Here is a 16,285-nt window from a genome sequence, read left to right as displayed (position 1 = left end):
TCACGTTAATACAGTTTTTCGTTAGTTGGACTGCGTTAGTGAGCAAGCTCCCTAACGCACATTAAAGGCTTTACTAAGCACACAGCGACGATTACGAGTAAAGGTACGCGCTGATGTTGTTCCTTCTCCTGTAGGTGTCGCGATAGTAAATGTCGTGAAGCCTTCTCCACTTACACCAATACCCGCATATGAAGGTGCATTTTTAACAAAAATACTGGTTCGAAGGGCTCGGGCTGCTTTATTCAGGTTGTACACGTCTCGTGAGTGCATCGTGGCAGTATGCAAGCATCCACGCTCAATCTTAATAGCAAGGTTGAGTGCAGAATCAAAATCAACAGCTCGAGTTACCGGCAATACTGGCATCAATTGTTCGATATACAGAAGAGGGTGATCATTTGTCACTTCTAGTACAATTAATTTTGGAGTACCTTGATAACTAATGCCTGCAGCTTGAAGGATGGTTGCAGGACTTTTGCCAACCATCTCCTTATTGATAACGCCGTCTTCTGTCGCTATCGATGACATTAAACATTGTTTTTCACTCGCCTCGGTAATAACCCAAGCACCATTGTTTGAAAATTCTTGTATTAATTGATCTGCAACGCTACTAACAACAACACAAGATTTCTCTGCAATACAGGGCACGTTAAAGTCGAACGACGCGCCATCAATAATATCTTTGGCAGCCTTATCTATATCTGCTGTTTCATCTACGATGGATGGTGGATTTCCCTCACCCGCGCCTATCACTTTTTTACCCGTTTTCATCGCCATATGTACTATGCCAGGGCCACCTGTTACCACTAGTAAGCGAACATCCGGATGATTCATCATAGTTTTAGTGGTATCAAAGGTTGGCTCTTTCACACTAACAACTAGGTTATGAATACCAGTAATACTGAAAATTATCTCTTCAATTTTATTTATTAACCATTTCGAGATGTTTTTAGACGCTGGGTGAGGAGCAAAAATAATCGTATTACCCGCAGCAAGCATACTTATCGAATTATTGATTATTGTTTCAGTAGAGTTTGTACTTGGCGTGATTGCACCAATAACGCCATAGGGAGAATGCTCAAACAGCGTGAGGCCATCGTCGCCAGTTAGTGCTTCACTGCGTAAATCTTCAGTGCCAGGGGTGTTATGCAATGCCGCATGATTTTTTTCAATCTTATTAGTAATATTACCCATCTTAGTTTCAAAACAAGCATCCTCAGCCAACTTAGGAATAAACGTATCGAGTTGCTTACGTAATTCATCGATGATTATCTGACGAATTTTAAGGGGCTCATTGTCAAAAAGTTGAAAGGCTTCTTTACTTGCAGCAATGGCCTCATTAACAGATTCAAAATGTGCTCCATAAGATGAGCCAACATGTTTATTGTCCACAAAATGACTCTGACAATTTTCCTTAATAATGGTGTTTACCAAAATATTGATATCATTGTTCATTAATATTTCTCTTTTTATATAAGTTAAATCAGATTAATGATTATTTACGGTGTCAATAATCCCGACAACGGCACAATCAATACCTTGGCTATTTGACTCAAAATACGTTTGAGCTGGGGTACCTTGAGATAACAACACCAAATCGCCGATACCGGCCCCCACCGTATCCACTGCGACCATGACTTCATCTGACATCTCTTCACCGCAAGTCGAAACACATTTAGCTAACATGAGTTTTTTCCCGACTAAAGAATTAATTTTTTGAGTGACGACTACGGAACCTACGATTTTTGCCAATAGCATTAGCAAGACCCCCCTCGTTTACTTACTAATTTAATTTTGTGATTTCGCATGTGCTCCCTAGCTAAGTCAGTAACCAGAGGCTTATCAACCGTCAAAAGCCAGCAATGATCAAACAATGCAACGTCTGGGTAATTGATGATTGAGCTTGTTACTAACTCAACGGGTAATCCTTTATGATCGGATATGTCTACAGGTAATATAGCTACAGGTCCAACAGACAACATAGGCAAAAGTTGACTATGAATAGTTAATTCAACTTCAATACCGATCGCTAATGCTTCAAAAATTGCTTGAACTGTAGGCAAGGACCCATCAAGCGCAAACAGTGCGTTTATAAAGGTAGGATCTGGCAGTATCACTCGAATACAAGTAATACCGCTCGGATCTTTTACGCATTTCATTAAACCATTCAGTCCAAAAAGGAGATGGTTAACTTGTACATTTGCACAACCATCTTTGACGACAATTTGGTTTGTGGTCTGTGGATCCATGGCTTAACCATCCTTCAAAATAGTGGCAAAATCACTTTTCCCACTAAGCCCTATCGCATTGGCTTCATCAGTATCAAGATGCATCTCTAATCTGCTATTAGGATCAGCACGAACTGTCACTTGATCAAAGCGTGTTTTTCTAGCACCGCTGCCGATGTAGACTGATATACACTGTTTATCTTTCAAGCCGAAAATCAACGCATCTAAGGTACTCATGTGAATATGTCGTTTTGCAACAATGACCCCCTCATCAATTTTCACTTCACCATCATCACTGCTAATAATGATGCCAGGCGTTTGTGAAAGATCACCGGATTGACGAATAACGCCATGAACCCCTAACTCTCTGGCGTTGGTCAGTGATATTTCAACTTGTGTTTTAGGTCTTAGAGGACCTAATAAGCGCACCTTTTCAATGCTCCCTTTTGGCCCTATCAAAGCAACACTTTGATTCGATGCAAAATGACCTGGTTGAGTCAGCATTTTAGAGATTGAAATAGGCTCATTTGGAAATAGCGTTTGATAATCTTTTTCACAAAGATGCACATGACGATTTGAAATACCAATAGGAATATCGCGGCTACGCAGTTTTCCAATAATCTCGTTGGTGAATGCTTCAAGTTGAGTCGTCATTTACGGCATTCTCTCCACATTAACGCGTTTATTTGTTGCTGATTTTTTTGACTTTTTCGCCTGGGTTGACTCAGGTTTTTCTGTAAGTTCTGTCCTCTTCTCAGGAACCCGTTCCAGTTTTGGTTCATGCTCTGATTGCAGCTCTGGTTCAAGTTCCCGCTTTGTTTCTATCTGCTTATTTAGTAAATTAACCAGTTCTGAATCTGGTCTCGCGATTACATTTGCAGCAATCAAGCCATTATGTTGCTTAGCATGATTTGAGCCGACTTCAACTGCGGCTTGTACAGCACCTATATCGCCAGCTACTTTGACAAGAATCCACCCACCCCCATTAGTCTTTTCAGCGTCGATAAGCGCTACGTTGGCGGACTTAACCATAAGATCCGCCGTGGTGATAGCCAAAGCTAATCCTCTAACTTCAACAAACCCATAAGATTTATTCATGACGAATCTCACTTAAATATTGATTAGTTTCTCGTTTTGCTCAGCAAACTCTTTTTCTTCTGCTTTATTGCCTGATAAAATTTTGTCAAAGGCTGCTAAATAGAGTTTTGCGCCTAAAAATGCCCCGAGAACGGGTGCAATTAATGGCACTAAAAAGTACGGGATATCTCGGCCTCCGGTGAAAGACATCTCCCCCCAACCCGCAAAAAAAGTAAATAATTTAGGGCCAAAGTCTCGGGCTGGATTCATTGCAAAGCCAGTTAATGGTGCCGTTGCTCCACCAATAACCGCAACAAGGAGACCGATAAGCAAAGGCGCTAACGGACCTTTAGGAAGTCCGTTTTTATCATCCAAAAGCGCCATGATTAACATCATCAAAATAGCCGTAATAAGGACCTCGATGACGGCAGCATGAGCTACTGTGATATTGGGGTTAGCATAAGTGCTAAAAATACTGGCTAAGACTAAACTTTCTTCCGAACCGCGAACAATACTATGGGTCACTTCATATGCTTCGAACAAACTGAAATAGCATAGATAAGCTAGCGCAGCACCAATAAAACCGCCTGCCATTTGTGCGAATATGTATGGCAATACTTTTCGTTTGTCGAAGCCTGCACACAACCATAATGCGATGGTTACAGCCGGATTTAAGTGGGCACCAGAAACCCCAGCAGTTAAATATATTGCCAGAGCAAACGTTATGCCCCAGATAATGCATATTTCCCAAATTCCCATCGTTGCACCAGATACTACAGCCACACTGACACAACCCGCCCCCATAAATAATATAAGGGCAAGACCAATCATTTCGGCTAGACACTGACTTATTAACTTAGATTTAAAATTCACCATTATACTTTCCTTTTTACCCGCCAATTTGACAGGGGAATCCAAATGATTCTATTATTTTTTTAAAATTTTCAACCGTCGTTTTTGATGGGATTTCAACACCGCAAAACTCATACTCCTTATTAATAAGTTTGTACTTACTTTGACCGTAATTGTGATAAGGCAACAAATATATCTTTGACACGTTCTTTAGATGTGTTGCAAAACTTCCAATTGCACTAATACTTTTTTTATCGTCATTGAATCCTGGAATGACTGGGATACGAATAGCTAGTTCATTTGCGAGTTCAGAAATAATTAATGCATTTTTAAGTACCATTTCACTTTTTACACCAACAAATTTCTCATGGGGCTCGGTATAGAAAGACTTAATATCAAGAAGAACTAAATCAAGTAGAGGAATTATTCTCTTTAATACGTCACTTGGCGCAATGCCACTCGTTTCCATTGTCGTATGAAAACCTCTCTCTTTTGCCCCAATGAGTAAGGCCTCAGCAAAATCTGGTTGGGCTAATGGTTCTCCCCCTGATAGGGTCAGACCACCGTTGGAGCGACGAAAGTGCACCGAGTCCTTAGATACTTCGTCTAATATTTCTTTTACGGAGGTGATGTTCCCAGACTTAATTAAAGCGCCATTCGGACAAATATCAGCACAAGCCCCACAATTAATACATTTATCTCTGTCAATTAAACTTGCACCCCGTAAATTAATTGCTCTGACATTACAAACATCAAGGCACTTCCCACAAGAGTTACATTTACTGTTATCAAATAAAATACTAATTGAAAACTCTTGAGATTCAGGATTGCTGCACCACTGACAAGAAAGAGGACATCCTTTTAAAAACACGATAGTTCGAATACCAGGGCCATCATGAATAGAAAATTTCTGTATATTAAAAACACAGCCTTTCACGTCATTATCATTCATTAGTCTTTGCCTTCATATAATACAGACTTACTTTATACGCCAAGTCATGAGTGTCACGAATTAAACATATTGAAATAAATAGTAAATATTCAGAGACACAGCCTCTTCTTTATTCTAGAAAAGGCTGTTAACTGACATTTAGAATATATGTTCAGTTCTTTCAATGATGTCATCTTGAATGCTCTTATCGAGCGAGATGAACTGAGCACTGTATCCTGCAATACGTATAACAAGATCTCGATATTTTGCTGGCTCTTTCTGTGCAGACTGTAAGACTTTTCTATCGATAACATTGAACTGTACGTGCATCCCTTTTTGATCGAAGTAACTTCGCATCAAAGCACTCATATTCTGCAATCCCTTCTCACCTTCAAGTGCAGATGGATGGAATTTCTGATTGTACAAGGTGCCATTTGACGCTAAGAAGTGATCAAGCTTAGCAACCGAGTTTGTTGCAGCTGTTGGTCCACTCTTATCCATGCCCCGACTTGGAGAGACTCCATCGGCTAAAGGCTCGTTAGCAAGACGGCCATCAGGAGTCGCACCGACGACAGATCCCATAATCACATTGATGGAGGCTGGATATAGGCCTGCTTGGAAGCGACCACCACGGGGGTTTGTGTATTTCTCCACTTCACGACAATACACTGCCGCACCTTCGCGAGTTAACATATCCACTTCATCAATGTCATTACCAAACTTAGGCGAATTCAACATCATTTGACGAATCGCTTCCCCTTCGCTGTTTGATGAGATTGCGGCTTTAGCGATTGAAGTTATGTTAGCGGGTAAAGAGCCATTTTCTTCTAGCACTCTCTTTACTGCCTCCATAACAACATCAAAGGCTTCATCTTTGTTCGCACTCACAATTGGTGCGTCTTTGCCATAACCAAAGTTACTATCAAGGGCATTTTTAATTTGTTGAAGCGTGAGTTTGCCTTCATCAAAGACAAGCTTTTTAATCGCCGCCAATGAATCACCCACGTTGGAAGAACCAACACCTTGAGGGCCACTAAAGTTGTAGACAGCGCCGCCTTCTTGCAGGGATTTACCCGCACCTATACAGTCATCAACCATACAAGATAAGAAGGGTAAAGGACAACGTTCAGCATGAGCGATATCGACACAGTTATCAGCATTAACCAGATGGAAGACAAAATATTCCGCTTGCTTTTGATAAGCCGCTAGTAAGTCTTCAAGCTGTTTGATTTCTGTCAAGTTAGGCGTCATAGGACCAAGTTGTTCACCGTCAACTTTACCGCCATTAAGGGTGATTTCCAGCAGTTTACCTAAGTTGAAAAATCCCGAATCATGCCAGCCTTCAGTTTTGCCTGGGCATTGAGGTTCCACACAACCAATAATGCCGTAATTACGTGCATCTTTAAGTGTAACGCCGCGATTAACCAGTGCAGTAACAATCACTTCATCGTTATAGAATGCTGGCACACCAAGGCCTAGTCGGCTAAGTTCACAGGCTTTGGACAGGAATTCATCCTTTGTTTTTGACCAAATTCGAACTGAGAAAGACGGCTGAGGCAATTTGACATGTGCTGTGGCTTTCATGCTCATATAAGAAAGCTTGTTGGTCGCGTCCTGACCACTCCCATCTTGACCCCCCACGATCAAGTTTTGGAACATGGGATAGCCACCAAATGCCTTTGTTGACATTTCATCACGAACCTTGTTGATATCATTTAGTTTTACCCAAATACAATCAAGAAGTTCTTGTGCTTCATCTTCTGAAATAGTGTTATCCATTTCGAAGTATGGCAACATGTATTGGTCGAACCGAGCTGGCGAGATGGAGTGACCGTTCGACTCTAAACCAATCAAAAGATGAACAAACCAGAAAGATTGGCAAGCTTCATAGAAGTTTGTCGCCCCATTTTCTGGCACCTTGCTACAAATGTCGGCGATCTGTAATAACTCTTCTTTGCGCTTACCTGTTGTAGTTTGTGCCAATTCTTGTGCTTTGGCAGCGTAACGCTTGGCAAACTGAATTGCGGCATGACACGCAATAATGATGCTCTTTAAAAATTGCTCTTTCTTAATATAGTCAGGGGTTGTTTTATCAGCGCTTTGCATAACTTCAGCTACTTCTCTGATAATACCTTTATAACCGACTTTTAAGATTTTCCCGTAATCAACAGCGATATGACCCACGCCATTCATATAGTAGTTGCCAACAGTGAACACATTTTTATCGATGCATTCTTTTGTATCACTTGACATATATGACGTTGCTAGTTCACTTGTTGTTTTGCCGCTCCAATAAGGGAAAACAAGCTCGCGAAGCTTCTGCTTATCTTCTTCAGTAATTTGGAAAGAGTCGCCATTACGATCACCAATTCTGTCAAACTCATCTTCAATCCAAGTATTCGAAAACTCCGGATAGATCTGAGAAGAACGGGGTTCAACGGTCGCACTACCTACGATTAATTCACCGTCACGAATGACAATCGGCAATTCAGCTAAAATACGCTCAAACGCTTTTGCACGGCGAATAATGATGGGTAAACCTTCAGTATCTTTATACGAGTTAGTAATAGAGATTGAACGGTCAGTTTCGATGCATGGGCAAGCATTTAAAATTTGTTCTCTTAGTGCAATGATACGAGCTGTGGGCTCACCAAAACCTCTAATAGTCATTTTTGTTACCTTATATTAAATATAGGATTTATCAGTTGTTGGCTTAGCTTCTCCGCCCATTGTTTCAAGCAGATTGATACCTACATCTCGAGCCGTTATTACAGCTTGACGTACAGCACCAGCGTCACCAGATACAATAAGAATGACTTCGTTCGAATAGCTAGTGCCACTGCTTGGAGAGTTATAAGCAACGGTTTCGACATTCGCAGACTTAACTGCAGCGTCAGCCATAAGAACACCAATGGCCGCTGGTGCCCCAACGATAACGCCACAAGCTTTTCCTAGCGGTGCCCCAAAGGCAGTTTCAAGTGCAGAGCTTGCTCTGGCGCTAAATTGCAACTCTACGTGACCTGCATCATTGCCGTAAACATCACCGAAAGTACGCTCCAGCTCACCGAGCGCCACTTCCACTGCTCGCCTCACATCGGAAACATCAACGCCACCAAACAAAATTAAGCTACCATGTCCAGCGCCCCCTTTAGTATCACGGGCTAATTCAATTTTAATCACTTCAGTGTTTGTGGCTTTAACGGCTTCATCAGCAGCCATAATATGAGGGCCTGCACCAGTACGAGAACCTAAGATACCGATAGAGCGATACTTTCTATCAATTCCCATGCTTTTGAGTAATTGGCTATCAACGTTAGCGATAACTAAACCTATGGTGTCACCAATGGCGGTGCCGACAAATTCCGTCATCGCACTTTTCTTTCTCGTCATAGCGGTGCCTAGTTTCATTTTATTGGAACTTTCTTCTGCGAAAGACGTTGTTGCCACATCACCGCCACCTAGATCACCAACTTGTGCCATGACTTGAGCAACAATCTCTTCGAGGGATGATAGTGTTGCCATTATTTATCTTCCTTTTTCGCCTTTGGCAAAATGGCTTCGACATCCATGTGTGGACGTGGGATCACATGTGTAGCTATCACTTCACCCACAGCTTTGGCGGCACATGAACCCGCTTCCGTCGCAGCTTTTACCGCACCAACATCACCGCGAACAACAACGGTGATTAAACCTGCACCGATTTTTTCATAACCGACAAGATGAACATTGGCAGACTTAACCATGGCATCAGCCGCTTCAATTGCTGCGGTCAGACCTTTCGTTTCCACTAAACCTAACGCTTCTTGTTGCATGATTCATTTCCTTTATTTGATAAAATACCTACTACTTTAGTTTCTGGTGACAGCATAAAAGAAACAAACGCAAAAAAATTGACACTATAGAAAGTATCAATAACAAATAATTGTCATTTTTGAGCAATAAATTTTTATTTTAAAAATTCCATGCAGTATTCAGGTTAGTTTTGATAGGAAAATATTGTTTTTTCATTAGAATGAAAATGTTAAAAAGTGGGATGTTAATCAATAAAACTCTCCGTTAATAATGTACTATTTTGTGAGTTTTTAACCTTGGATTAGCTTAGAGACATTATTTAATGCAAAATTTGAAAGATTCTATTAAAGCTATTAATGATATTATTTATGATTTTTCTTGTGCGACAGAATTAGCGACTGTTTTAGTCGATGTTCGAGGCAATGAAATCTCTCCTCGTGTTAACTTTAGCGAGTTTTGCAATAAAATAAGATCAAATAAGGAATATTTAAATGTTTGCATTAATTGCGATAGACTCGGAGGAGCTAATTCATTAAAAGAAAATAAAGCATTCTGTTATACATGTCATGCTGGGTTAGTAGACTTTTCAGTCCCTATCATTAAAAAAGGGAATTTACTAGGTTTTATACAGTGTGGGCAAGTCAAAGTTAAAAATAATGTCATATCAAATATAGAACATTTTTCAAGAGATATATCTAGGCAAGATAATGAGTTAAAAGTTCTGCATGGACAAATAAAAACAGTATCTTTAAATAAAATTCTATCTTCAGCAAAAATGATTTCAAGGTTACTCGGTAATGAAATATTGGATATTATTGATGACGTTGATGATGAGTATTTGTTGGGTTGTAATGAGATAGTGACGATAAAACAATATAAGTATCAGTATCAAATAGACGAAGCTATTTCGTTTGTAAATAAAAATATGCGACATAATGTTTCATTAGAAATGGTATCTAGTTATGTTAATCTCAGCCCATATTATTTTTGTCGAATATTCAAAAAGCTGATGGGAGTTGGATTTAATCAATATGTTAATCATCAACGGATTCTAAAAGCCAACTCTTTATTGAGTGAGAGCCCGCTAAGTATTGACGATATAGCAAAAGCCGTTGGGTTTGGTAGTTCAAGTTACTTCATAAAACAATTTAAACATCATCATGAAATCACACCATGTGAATATCGTGAAAGCACTAAAAAACTTCATGTTGGGGTTGGTTGAACGTTATATTATTTTGCCAAATTTTATCCGAATATGATCTTGATGTTAACTATTGAGACTTAACTCTTCTACACAAATATTATCCATAGGATTGTGATCCTATTTCGATATATAGGGGGTGCGTTTAATGGAATGTTTGTTAAAACAGGTTCAAGAAGGTGGCGTGATTGGCGCCGGTGGAGCGGGATTTCCCACTTACGTTAAGCTGGACTGTCAAGTGAATTGGGTATTAGCCAATGGCGCAGAATGTGAGCCATTGCTATATAAAGACCAAGTGCTAATGCAAGGCTGGGCTGCTGAGCTTTTTGGCGGAATGTTACTTGCTATGAAGCAGGTCGGCGCAACACGTGGTGTTATTGGCATTAAAAAGAAGAATAGCGATACGATAGCAATATTGACAGCTCAATTACCCCAAGCTATTGAACTGTATTTGATGGAGGATGTTTATCCTGCTGGTGATGAAGTTGAACTGGTATACGCTATCACTGGCAAACGCATACCATCAGGCGGCTTACCTAAAGATATTGGCGTCATGGTCAACAACATTGAGTCATTTATTAATGTCTATCGCGCTGCTAATGGAATACCAGTTACGCAAAGCATGATAACGGTACATGGCGCCGTCACAAAACCTTATACAGCATGGTTACCCGTAGGCATAACATATCAACAAGCGATAGATTTAGCCGGAGGCATAACCTGCAGTGAGTATGTCGTTATCGAAGGTGGTCCCATGATGGGCTCGGTGACACAAGATCTTACTAGAGTTGTGACGAAAATATCTAGCGGTTTACTGGTGTTACCGCGTAATTCGCGGGTGGCTCGTATAAAAATGCGTAGCGATCGAGAGGTGTTACGTAATGCTAAGGCTACATGCGATCAATGCAGTATATGCAGCTCTATGTGCCCTAGAAGATTACTTGGTTATCCCATTCAACCGAATGTAGCCATGCGAGCTCTACAAGTTTCAGGAGACAATAACTTACCCTTTGCAGTGGCAGCACAAACCTGTAGCGGTTGTAATTTGTGTACCATGTGGTCATGCCCTGAAGGGCTAGATCCGAGTCGTATTTGTCACATGATAAAACGTGAGCTAAGTGAAAATAGTCAGTTACTCACACCGTTGCAATTGCAGGGGAAAACTGTGGATGTGCATCCACTGCGAGAATACCGCGGTGTGCCCACTAAACGGTTAGTTCGCCGGTTAGAGTTGAGTGATTATGTTCATATTAAAGCTAAATTTGTCGAGTTTGACGCGCTGTTACAGGGCTGTGTCCAACAAGGAACCGCGCTACCTATGGCTATTACTAAAGTGAAAATCCCTCTATCTCAACATATAGGAAAGCCCGCTATGGCGGTGGTTAACGTTGGAGATTTTGTAGTTAAGGGGCAATTAATTGGTCAAGCTGTAGCAGATGCTTTGAGTGTAGCCGTTCATGCAAGCATTGATGGACAAGTGAGGTCAGTTGATCAATGCATCATTATTGAACAATCTATAATAAGAGTTAACTCATGATAAATTCAATTGGATGTCTCGAAGTTAATTCGATTGCTCGTGGTTATTTAGTGGCTGACGCAATGTTGAAAGCGGCAAATGTGGAAATTCTATTTAACCGTACTATCTGCCCCGGTAAGTTTATGGTGATGGTCAGTGGTGATGTGTCGGCAGTAAAAGCCTCGGTTGAAGCGGGTTTATTTGTCGGTGGCGGTGACATTATTGACGATCTGATTATCTCTAATGTTCATCCTGATGTTTTTCCTGCAATATCAGGCACCCGGGTGGTTGAGGAGACCGGCGCACTCGGTATCATTGAAACTTTTTCTGTTTCGGCCATTGTTGAGGCGGCCGATGCCGCGGTAAAAGCAGCCAATATCGAACTTCTTGGTGTACATATGGCTATGGCGATAGGGGGCAAAGGATATATTACGTTAACAGGGGACATCGCTTCTGTGACGGCAGCTATTGAGGCCGCGGCTGAGCGGATTAAGTCTAAGGGAGTGTTGGTCGCTAAAGTCGTTATTCCAAACCCAAGTAAAGAAATGTTACAAGGAAAGGTATAACAAGTGTCTTTTTCTTATGTTTCAATGCACAATAAATTGTTCGATAAAGCTGAACGATTTAAGGAGATTGAGCATGTTGTTTCTTGTGGGTATGGACAAAAAGTATGAGTTGTTAGCGCCCTTGATGACTTGCCACTGCCTACGTTGTGGCGAGGATAAGCAGTGGCGTTTGTATAAGGAAATCGAATGGGCCTCACTCTTTTTCATCCCAGTCTGGCGATTTACTCCCGACTATTTGTTGGTATGCGAGACATGTCAGGACAGGGTGAAACTGTCCCGGATATTGGGCAAGCAACTCGCACTTATCGATTCTCACGGGCAAGATTTACATGATGAAGTTGAAGCTTTAGTGGCTAAACATCAGCACAACTAACAATGCTGCACTTATTTATGGCTAAATGGAGTCAGCACAATGGAATATAGGTTTACGCTTTACCAGTAGATACCAAAGTGGCAACAGTGCCAGTAATATGATGATGCCACCCACCAGCCCGTTATATTCGACCCCAAAATTCATTGTCACTCGACTACCAAGCAAGGCGCCTGCACCAATGCCTATATTGAATATTCCTGAATAAATAGCCATAGAGATATCCGTCGCGGCCGAGCCGTATTTCAACACTCGGTATTGAAGTGCTAATGCACTGAGCATCATGGCGGCTCCCCAAATAAAGGCCAGTAATATCAGTGTCGGTAAATGAGTCCCCATTTTCGCTAGTGCAAATAAAGAAGCGCCAAGTACCAGTATACCGCTCAACATCAGATACTGTGGGTGTTGGCCGTTATAACGGCTGAACAGTAAGCTTCCTATGATTCCAGCCCCTCCAAAAATCAGTAAAACCCAAGTGGTTATCTCTGGAGTGAATTTAAATACTTGTTGAATGAGGGGCTCTAGATAGGTGAATGCGGTAAACTGCGCCGTCACCACAATCACGGTTAACAGATAGAGCCAAAGCAAAGGTTTATTGCGCATCAATGTCGGTAAGCTATGACGATCACCGCTATTAGATGCCTCAATTTTTGGTAGCCAATACCATAGTGCCAACATGACCATGAAAGCTAACAAACCGATTCCGGCAAAGGTGACTCGCCAACCAAGGTATTGCCCAATAATACGTCCTAAAGGTATACCAAGTACCATAGCGAGCACTGTTCCCGTCGCGAGCAAACCTAAGGCTTGAGAGGCTTTTTCAGGAGGTGCTAAACGTACCGCCATGGCTGCAGTAATGGACCAGAATACGGCATGTGCCAATGCAATACCTATGCGTGAAACTAATAGAATATGATAGCTGGTGGCCATTGCCGAAATTAAATGGCTAATAATGAACAGGATAAAGATAGCCATTAACAGACGCTTTCGCTCTACCTGTGCCAGCAACAACATGGCCGGTAGGGACGTTAGCGCGACCACCCATGCATAGATGGTGATCATAGGGCCGATTTCGGCGGCACTCATATCAAAACTTTGGCCTAGGTTAGTTAATAAGCCTACAGGTACAAATTCTGTGGTATTAAAAATAAAGGCAGCAAGCGCCATTAAAAAGACCCTAAGCCAAGCTAAACGGGTATCTACAGGTGTGTTCATAATGCATGTGGTGGACAAAAAGGCAGCAGATTCTAGGAGGAAGATGGCTTTAGGTCAATCAGATTCTTAAGTAAATGCTTGTTCGTGTATTTTGATTTACAAAATTAGCATTACAGATAATAATCATCGTGATTTTTATTAGTGCAATGATGCACTTGGTGAAAAGGCAAAACATGTGAAAGCGTGTGACGCAAAGCATCCAGCCTAAGGGGCTTGGCCCTATGGTAGTGGAGTTACCTCAAGTGACGTCGGTTGCGCCGTAGGCGTGCCTGTTACTTTTCTGTATTCAATGAAAAGGCATAAATTAATGAAATCGTTAACACTCAATCTTGTCGGAGCTGGCATTACTCTGGCAATAAGTTCTTTGTCGGTACCCGTTTTTGCTAATGGTAGCGACATGGTTAATCCTGAGTCTGGCGTGGTTGTTGGCTATTGGCATAACTGGTGCGGTGGTGCGGGTTATAAAGGCGGCGTAGCCCCTTGTGTTTCTTTAGCCGAAATCGATCCACAGTACAATGTGGTCGATGTGTCATTTATGAAAGCTTATGGTGCCGCTGGCACTATACCTACCTTCAAGCTAGATCCTGACATTGGCTTAACAGAAAGCCAGTTTATCGATCAAATCAGCGAACTTAACCGTCAGGGACGTTCGGTCTTGATAGCCCTTGGTGGCGCGGATGCCCACATTGAGTTGCGACTGGGTCAAGAGCAAGATTTAGCCGATGAGATTATCCGCCTTGTGGAGCTGTATGGCTTCGATGGACTCGATATCGATTTAGAACAAGCCGCTGTTACCGCAGCTGATAACCAAGTGGTGATCCCAGCAGCTTTACGCATTGTTAAAGACTACTACCATGCTCAAAATAAGAACTTTTTGATCACCATGGCCCCAGAGTTTCCTTACCTTACAAGCGGTGGCAAGTATGTCCCTTATATCACGGCATTAGAGGGTTATTATGACTGGATAAACCCCCAGTTTTATAATCAAGGTGGCGATGGTATCTATATCGAAGGCTTAGGTTGGATAGCACAGAATAACGATAATCTCAAACAGGAGTTTATCTATCATATTGCTGACGCGTTGGCCAATGGCACCAATGGTTTCACTAAAATCCCCCACGATAAGTTAGTATTTGGTATTCCAACTAATATCGATGCCGCAGCAACAGGATTTATTAATGATCCACAGAAGCTGTACGCTGCATTCAACCAACTAAAGCAGCAGGGTCAGCCTCTGCGTGGCGTGATGACCTGGTCCATTAACTGGGATATGGGACAAAATTCAGCAGGGCTGACCTATCAAGAGTCATTCATTAAGGCATACGGCCCATTTATTCATGGCCAAGAGATCCTTCCTCCAGAACCGGATAACGGCAAGCCTATTTTCTCGGGATTGAGTAATGTACGAGTGACGCTTGGTGGTCATTTTGATGCGCTAGCTGGGGTCAATGCCCGTGATATGGAAGATGGCGATATTACTGCTGATATTCAAGTAGAAGGTCGTGTTAATACCAGTGAACTTGGTTTATATGCACTAACTTATAAAGTTGCAGATAGTGATGATAACGTCACCGAGCAAGTTCGCACTGTTGAGGTGTATAACACTAAGCCTGAGTTCACGGGCGTTGCAAATATTACTATCACCTTAGGTAGCCAGTTTAATGTGATGGCGGGTGTAAGTGCAAATGATGCTGAAGATGGTGATTTAACGGCGAGTATCTCTGTTGAAGGTGAGGTCAATAGCGAGCATGTGGGTCAATATCCGCTGATTTATCGTGTGACGGATGGTGCTGGACAAGAGTCTCGTGTTGAGCGTGTTGTGACAGTTAAAGAGCAAGGTGCTGTTTGTGATAACGCGTGGGATGGCACGACGGTTTACCTTGGTGGTGAGACGGTCAGTCACAAGAGTAAAAGTTGGCTTGCTGGCTGGTGGACGAAAGGTGATGAGCCCGGCACTACTGGTGAATGGGGTGTCTGGACGTCAAAGGGTGACAGCGATTGCGATGGTGGGACTCCACCTGTTGTAAAGCCAACACTTGGTGTGGCTGGGTTATCTTCGCGCTATCTGCTTCAGCAAGGCTCGGTTGATATTCACTTTTCAGTTAACGTGAATCAAACCATGGTAGTGAGTACAAGTTTAGTTCAAGGTAGCAACACTTTTGCCAGTGCTGAGGTTGAGTTAAGTAATGAGGGAACATTAACACTATCGGCCATTAACCTAGAAGCTGGCAGCTATGAGGTGGTCGTTGAGGCTAAAGCTAACAACCTCATCTATCGCTCAGCTGTGAGCTTGGTTGAAGAGGACAGTGAAGGTGGCGACTACCCTGAGTATGTATCAGGCACCCAGTACCAAGCAGGTGATGTTGTGACCAATGCTGGTGGACTATATCAGTGTCGTCCATGGCCTAACAGTGGTTGGTGTGGAGGCTCTGCCACTCACTATGCTCCAGGTACTGGTAGTGCATGGAATGATGCGTGGTTTTCACAGTAAACTGACAGTTATGCCTCACCATTATAGTGGGGCAATTCTCTTAGATTTT

At 42.1% G+C, this 16,285-nt stretch carries 16 protein-coding genes and 1 riboswitch; of the genes, 5 read left to right on the top strand and 11 right to left on the bottom strand.

What is annotated here, in order from left to right:
* Nucleotides 1-51 precede the first annotated feature (51 nt).
* The 10 genes from HWQ47_RS24195 to pduA all read right to left on the bottom strand — a co-directional run bounded on the left by HWQ47_RS24195 (nt 52) and on the right by pduA (nt 8,897).
* Nucleotides 52-1,452: an aldehyde dehydrogenase family protein gene (locus HWQ47_RS24195; protein WP_269968531.1), complete on the bottom strand. Its 1,401-nt coding sequence runs from the start codon at nt 1,450-1,452 to the stop codon at nt 52-54.
* 33 nt (nt 1,453-1,485) lie between these two features.
* The gene (locus tag HWQ47_RS24190; RefSeq protein ID WP_269968530.1) at nt 1,486-1,755 is read right to left on the bottom strand and encodes a EutN/CcmL family microcompartment protein; all 270 of its coding nucleotides are present in this window, start codon (nt 1,753-1,755) and stop codon (nt 1,486-1,488) included.
* A complete protein-coding gene (gene pduM, locus HWQ47_RS24185; RefSeq protein ID WP_269968529.1) occupies nt 1,755-2,246 on the bottom strand; it encodes a PduM family microcompartment protein in 492 nt (163 codons plus the stop codon). The genes HWQ47_RS24190 and pduM overlap by 1 nt, the downstream gene beginning before the upstream one ends.
* Nucleotides 2,247-2,249: 3 nt before the next feature.
* Nucleotides 2,250-2,879, bottom strand: coding sequence for a phosphate propanoyltransferase (pduL, locus tag HWQ47_RS24180; protein WP_269968528.1), 630 nt, complete (start codon nt 2,877-2,879; stop codon nt 2,250-2,252).
* Nucleotides 2,880-3,323 carry a BMC domain-containing protein gene (locus HWQ47_RS24175; RefSeq protein ID WP_269968527.1) on the bottom strand — a complete coding sequence of 148 codons (444 nt, stop codon included), beginning with the start codon at nt 3,321-3,323 and terminating at the stop codon, nt 2,880-2,882.
* A gap of 12 nt (nt 3,324-3,335) precedes the next feature.
* Nucleotides 3,336-4,178, bottom strand: a complete 843-nt coding sequence (locus HWQ47_RS24170) for an MIP/aquaporin family protein (protein WP_269968526.1) — start codon at nt 4,176-4,178, stop codon at nt 3,336-3,338.
* Nucleotides 4,179-4,191: 13 nt separating this feature from the next.
* A complete protein-coding gene (locus HWQ47_RS24165) occupies nt 4,192-5,106 on the bottom strand; it encodes a glycyl-radical enzyme activating protein (RefSeq protein ID WP_269968525.1) in 915 nt (304 codons plus the stop codon).
* A gap of 138 nt (nt 5,107-5,244) precedes the next feature.
* Nucleotides 5,245-7,755: a glycyl radical protein gene (locus tag HWQ47_RS24160; RefSeq protein WP_269968524.1), complete on the bottom strand. Its 2,511-nt coding sequence runs from the start codon at nt 7,753-7,755 to the stop codon at nt 5,245-5,247.
* Nucleotides 7,756-7,770: 15 nt separating this feature from the next.
* Nucleotides 7,771-8,607 carry a propanediol utilization microcompartment protein PduB gene (gene pduB, locus HWQ47_RS24155; protein WP_269968523.1) on the bottom strand — a complete coding sequence of 279 codons (837 nt, stop codon included), beginning with the start codon at nt 8,605-8,607 and terminating at the stop codon, nt 7,771-7,773.
* Entirely contained in the window at nt 8,607-8,897 is a 291-nt protein-coding gene (gene pduA / locus HWQ47_RS24150) for a propanediol utilization microcompartment protein PduA (protein WP_269968522.1), read from the bottom strand. The genes pduB and pduA overlap by 1 nt, the downstream gene beginning before the upstream one ends.
* A gap of 302 nt (nt 8,898-9,199) precedes the next feature.
* Between pduA and HWQ47_RS24145 the strand changes: the two genes are divergently transcribed.
* The 4 genes from HWQ47_RS24145 (at nt 9,200) to HWQ47_RS24130 (ending at nt 12,533) form a co-directional block, all read left to right on the top strand.
* Nucleotides 9,200-10,099 carry a PocR ligand-binding domain-containing protein gene (locus tag HWQ47_RS24145; protein ID WP_269968521.1) on the top strand — a complete coding sequence of 300 codons (900 nt, stop codon included), beginning with the start codon at nt 9,200-9,202 and terminating at the stop codon, nt 10,097-10,099.
* Nucleotides 10,100-10,226: 127 nt separating this feature from the next.
* On the top strand, nt 10,227-11,615 hold the full coding sequence (locus tag HWQ47_RS24140; RefSeq protein ID WP_269968520.1) for a 4Fe-4S dicluster domain-containing protein: 1,389 nt from the start codon (nt 10,227-10,229) through the stop codon (nt 11,613-11,615).
* Entirely contained in the window at nt 11,612-12,160 is a 549-nt protein-coding gene (locus HWQ47_RS24135; RefSeq protein ID WP_269968519.1) for a BMC domain-containing protein, read from the top strand. Before HWQ47_RS24140 ends, HWQ47_RS24135 begins: the two co-directional genes overlap by 4 nt.
* A 73-nt stretch (nt 12,161-12,233) precedes the next feature.
* Entirely contained in the window at nt 12,234-12,533 is a 300-nt protein-coding gene (locus HWQ47_RS24130) for a zinc-ribbon domain-containing protein (protein ID WP_269968518.1), read from the top strand.
* A gap of 21 nt (nt 12,534-12,554) precedes the next feature.
* On the opposite strand, the gene HWQ47_RS24125 is transcribed toward HWQ47_RS24130, so the two are convergent.
* On the bottom strand, nt 12,555-13,745 hold the full coding sequence (locus HWQ47_RS24125; RefSeq protein ID WP_269968517.1) for a sugar transporter: 1,191 nt from the start codon (nt 13,743-13,745) through the stop codon (nt 12,555-12,557).
* A gap of 155 nt (nt 13,746-13,900) precedes the next feature.
* Nucleotides 13,901-13,986, top strand: a riboswitch (cyclic di-GMP riboswitch).
* A gap of 66 nt (nt 13,987-14,052) precedes the next feature.
* Between HWQ47_RS24125 and HWQ47_RS24120 the strand changes: the two genes are divergently transcribed.
* The gene (locus HWQ47_RS24120; RefSeq protein WP_269968516.1) at nt 14,053-16,236 is read left to right on the top strand and encodes an immunoglobulin-like domain-containing protein; all 2,184 of its coding nucleotides are present in this window, start codon (nt 14,053-14,055) and stop codon (nt 16,234-16,236) included.
* The last annotated feature ends 49 nt before the right edge of the window (nt 16,237-16,285 follow it).

This window comes from Shewanella sp. MTB7, from assembly GCF_027571385.1.
Taxonomy (GTDB): domain Bacteria; phylum Pseudomonadota; class Gammaproteobacteria; order Enterobacterales; family Shewanellaceae; genus Shewanella.
The sequence above is the reverse complement of the archived record's forward strand: the minus strand, read 5'-3'. Positions and strand labels throughout refer to the sequence as shown.

Coding starts and splice junctions, on each gene's coding strand:
- HWQ47_RS24175 (WP_269968527.1), bottom strand. CDS start 3,323: ATGAATAAATCTTATGGGTTTGTTGAAGTTAGAGGATTAGCTTTGGCT.
- HWQ47_RS24140 (WP_269968520.1), top strand. CDS start 10,227: ATGGAATGTTTGTTAAAACAGGTTCAAGAAGGTGGCGTGATTGGCGCC.
- HWQ47_RS24135 (WP_269968519.1), top strand. CDS start 11,612: ATGATAAATTCAATTGGATGTCTCGAAGTTAATTCGATTGCTCGTGGT.
- pduB (WP_269968523.1), bottom strand. CDS start 8,607: ATGGCAACACTATCATCCCTCGAAGAGATTGTTGCTCAAGTCATGGCA.
- pduM (WP_269968529.1), bottom strand. CDS start 2,246: ATGGATCCACAGACCACAAACCAAATTGTCGTCAAAGATGGTTGTGCA.
- HWQ47_RS24125 (WP_269968517.1), bottom strand. CDS start 13,745: ATGAACACACCTGTAGATACCCGTTTAGCTTGGCTTAGGGTCTTTTTA.
- HWQ47_RS24190 (WP_269968530.1), bottom strand. CDS start 1,755: ATGCTATTGGCAAAAATCGTAGGTTCCGTAGTCGTCACTCAAAAAATT.
- pduL (WP_269968528.1), bottom strand. CDS start 2,879: ATGACGACTCAACTTGAAGCATTCACCAACGAGATTATTGGAAAACTG.
- HWQ47_RS24160 (WP_269968524.1), bottom strand. CDS start 7,755: ATGACTATTAGAGGTTTTGGTGAGCCCACAGCTCGTATCATTGCACTA.
- HWQ47_RS24145 (WP_269968521.1), top strand. CDS start 9,200: ATGCAAAATTTGAAAGATTCTATTAAAGCTATTAATGATATTATTTAT.
- HWQ47_RS24130 (WP_269968518.1), top strand. CDS start 12,234: ATGTTGTTTCTTGTGGGTATGGACAAAAAGTATGAGTTGTTAGCGCCC.
- HWQ47_RS24170 (WP_269968526.1), bottom strand. CDS start 4,178: ATGGTGAATTTTAAATCTAAGTTAATAAGTCAGTGTCTAGCCGAAATG.
- HWQ47_RS24120 (WP_269968516.1), top strand. CDS start 14,053: ATGAAATCGTTAACACTCAATCTTGTCGGAGCTGGCATTACTCTGGCA.
- HWQ47_RS24195 (WP_269968531.1), bottom strand. CDS start 1,452: ATGAACAATGATATCAATATTTTGGTAAACACCATTATTAAGGAAAAT.
- pduA (WP_269968522.1), bottom strand. CDS start 8,897: ATGCAACAAGAAGCGTTAGGTTTAGTGGAAACGAAAGGTCTGACCGCA.
- HWQ47_RS24165 (WP_269968525.1), bottom strand. CDS start 5,106: ATGAATGATAATGACGTGAAAGGCTGTGTTTTTAATATACAGAAATTT.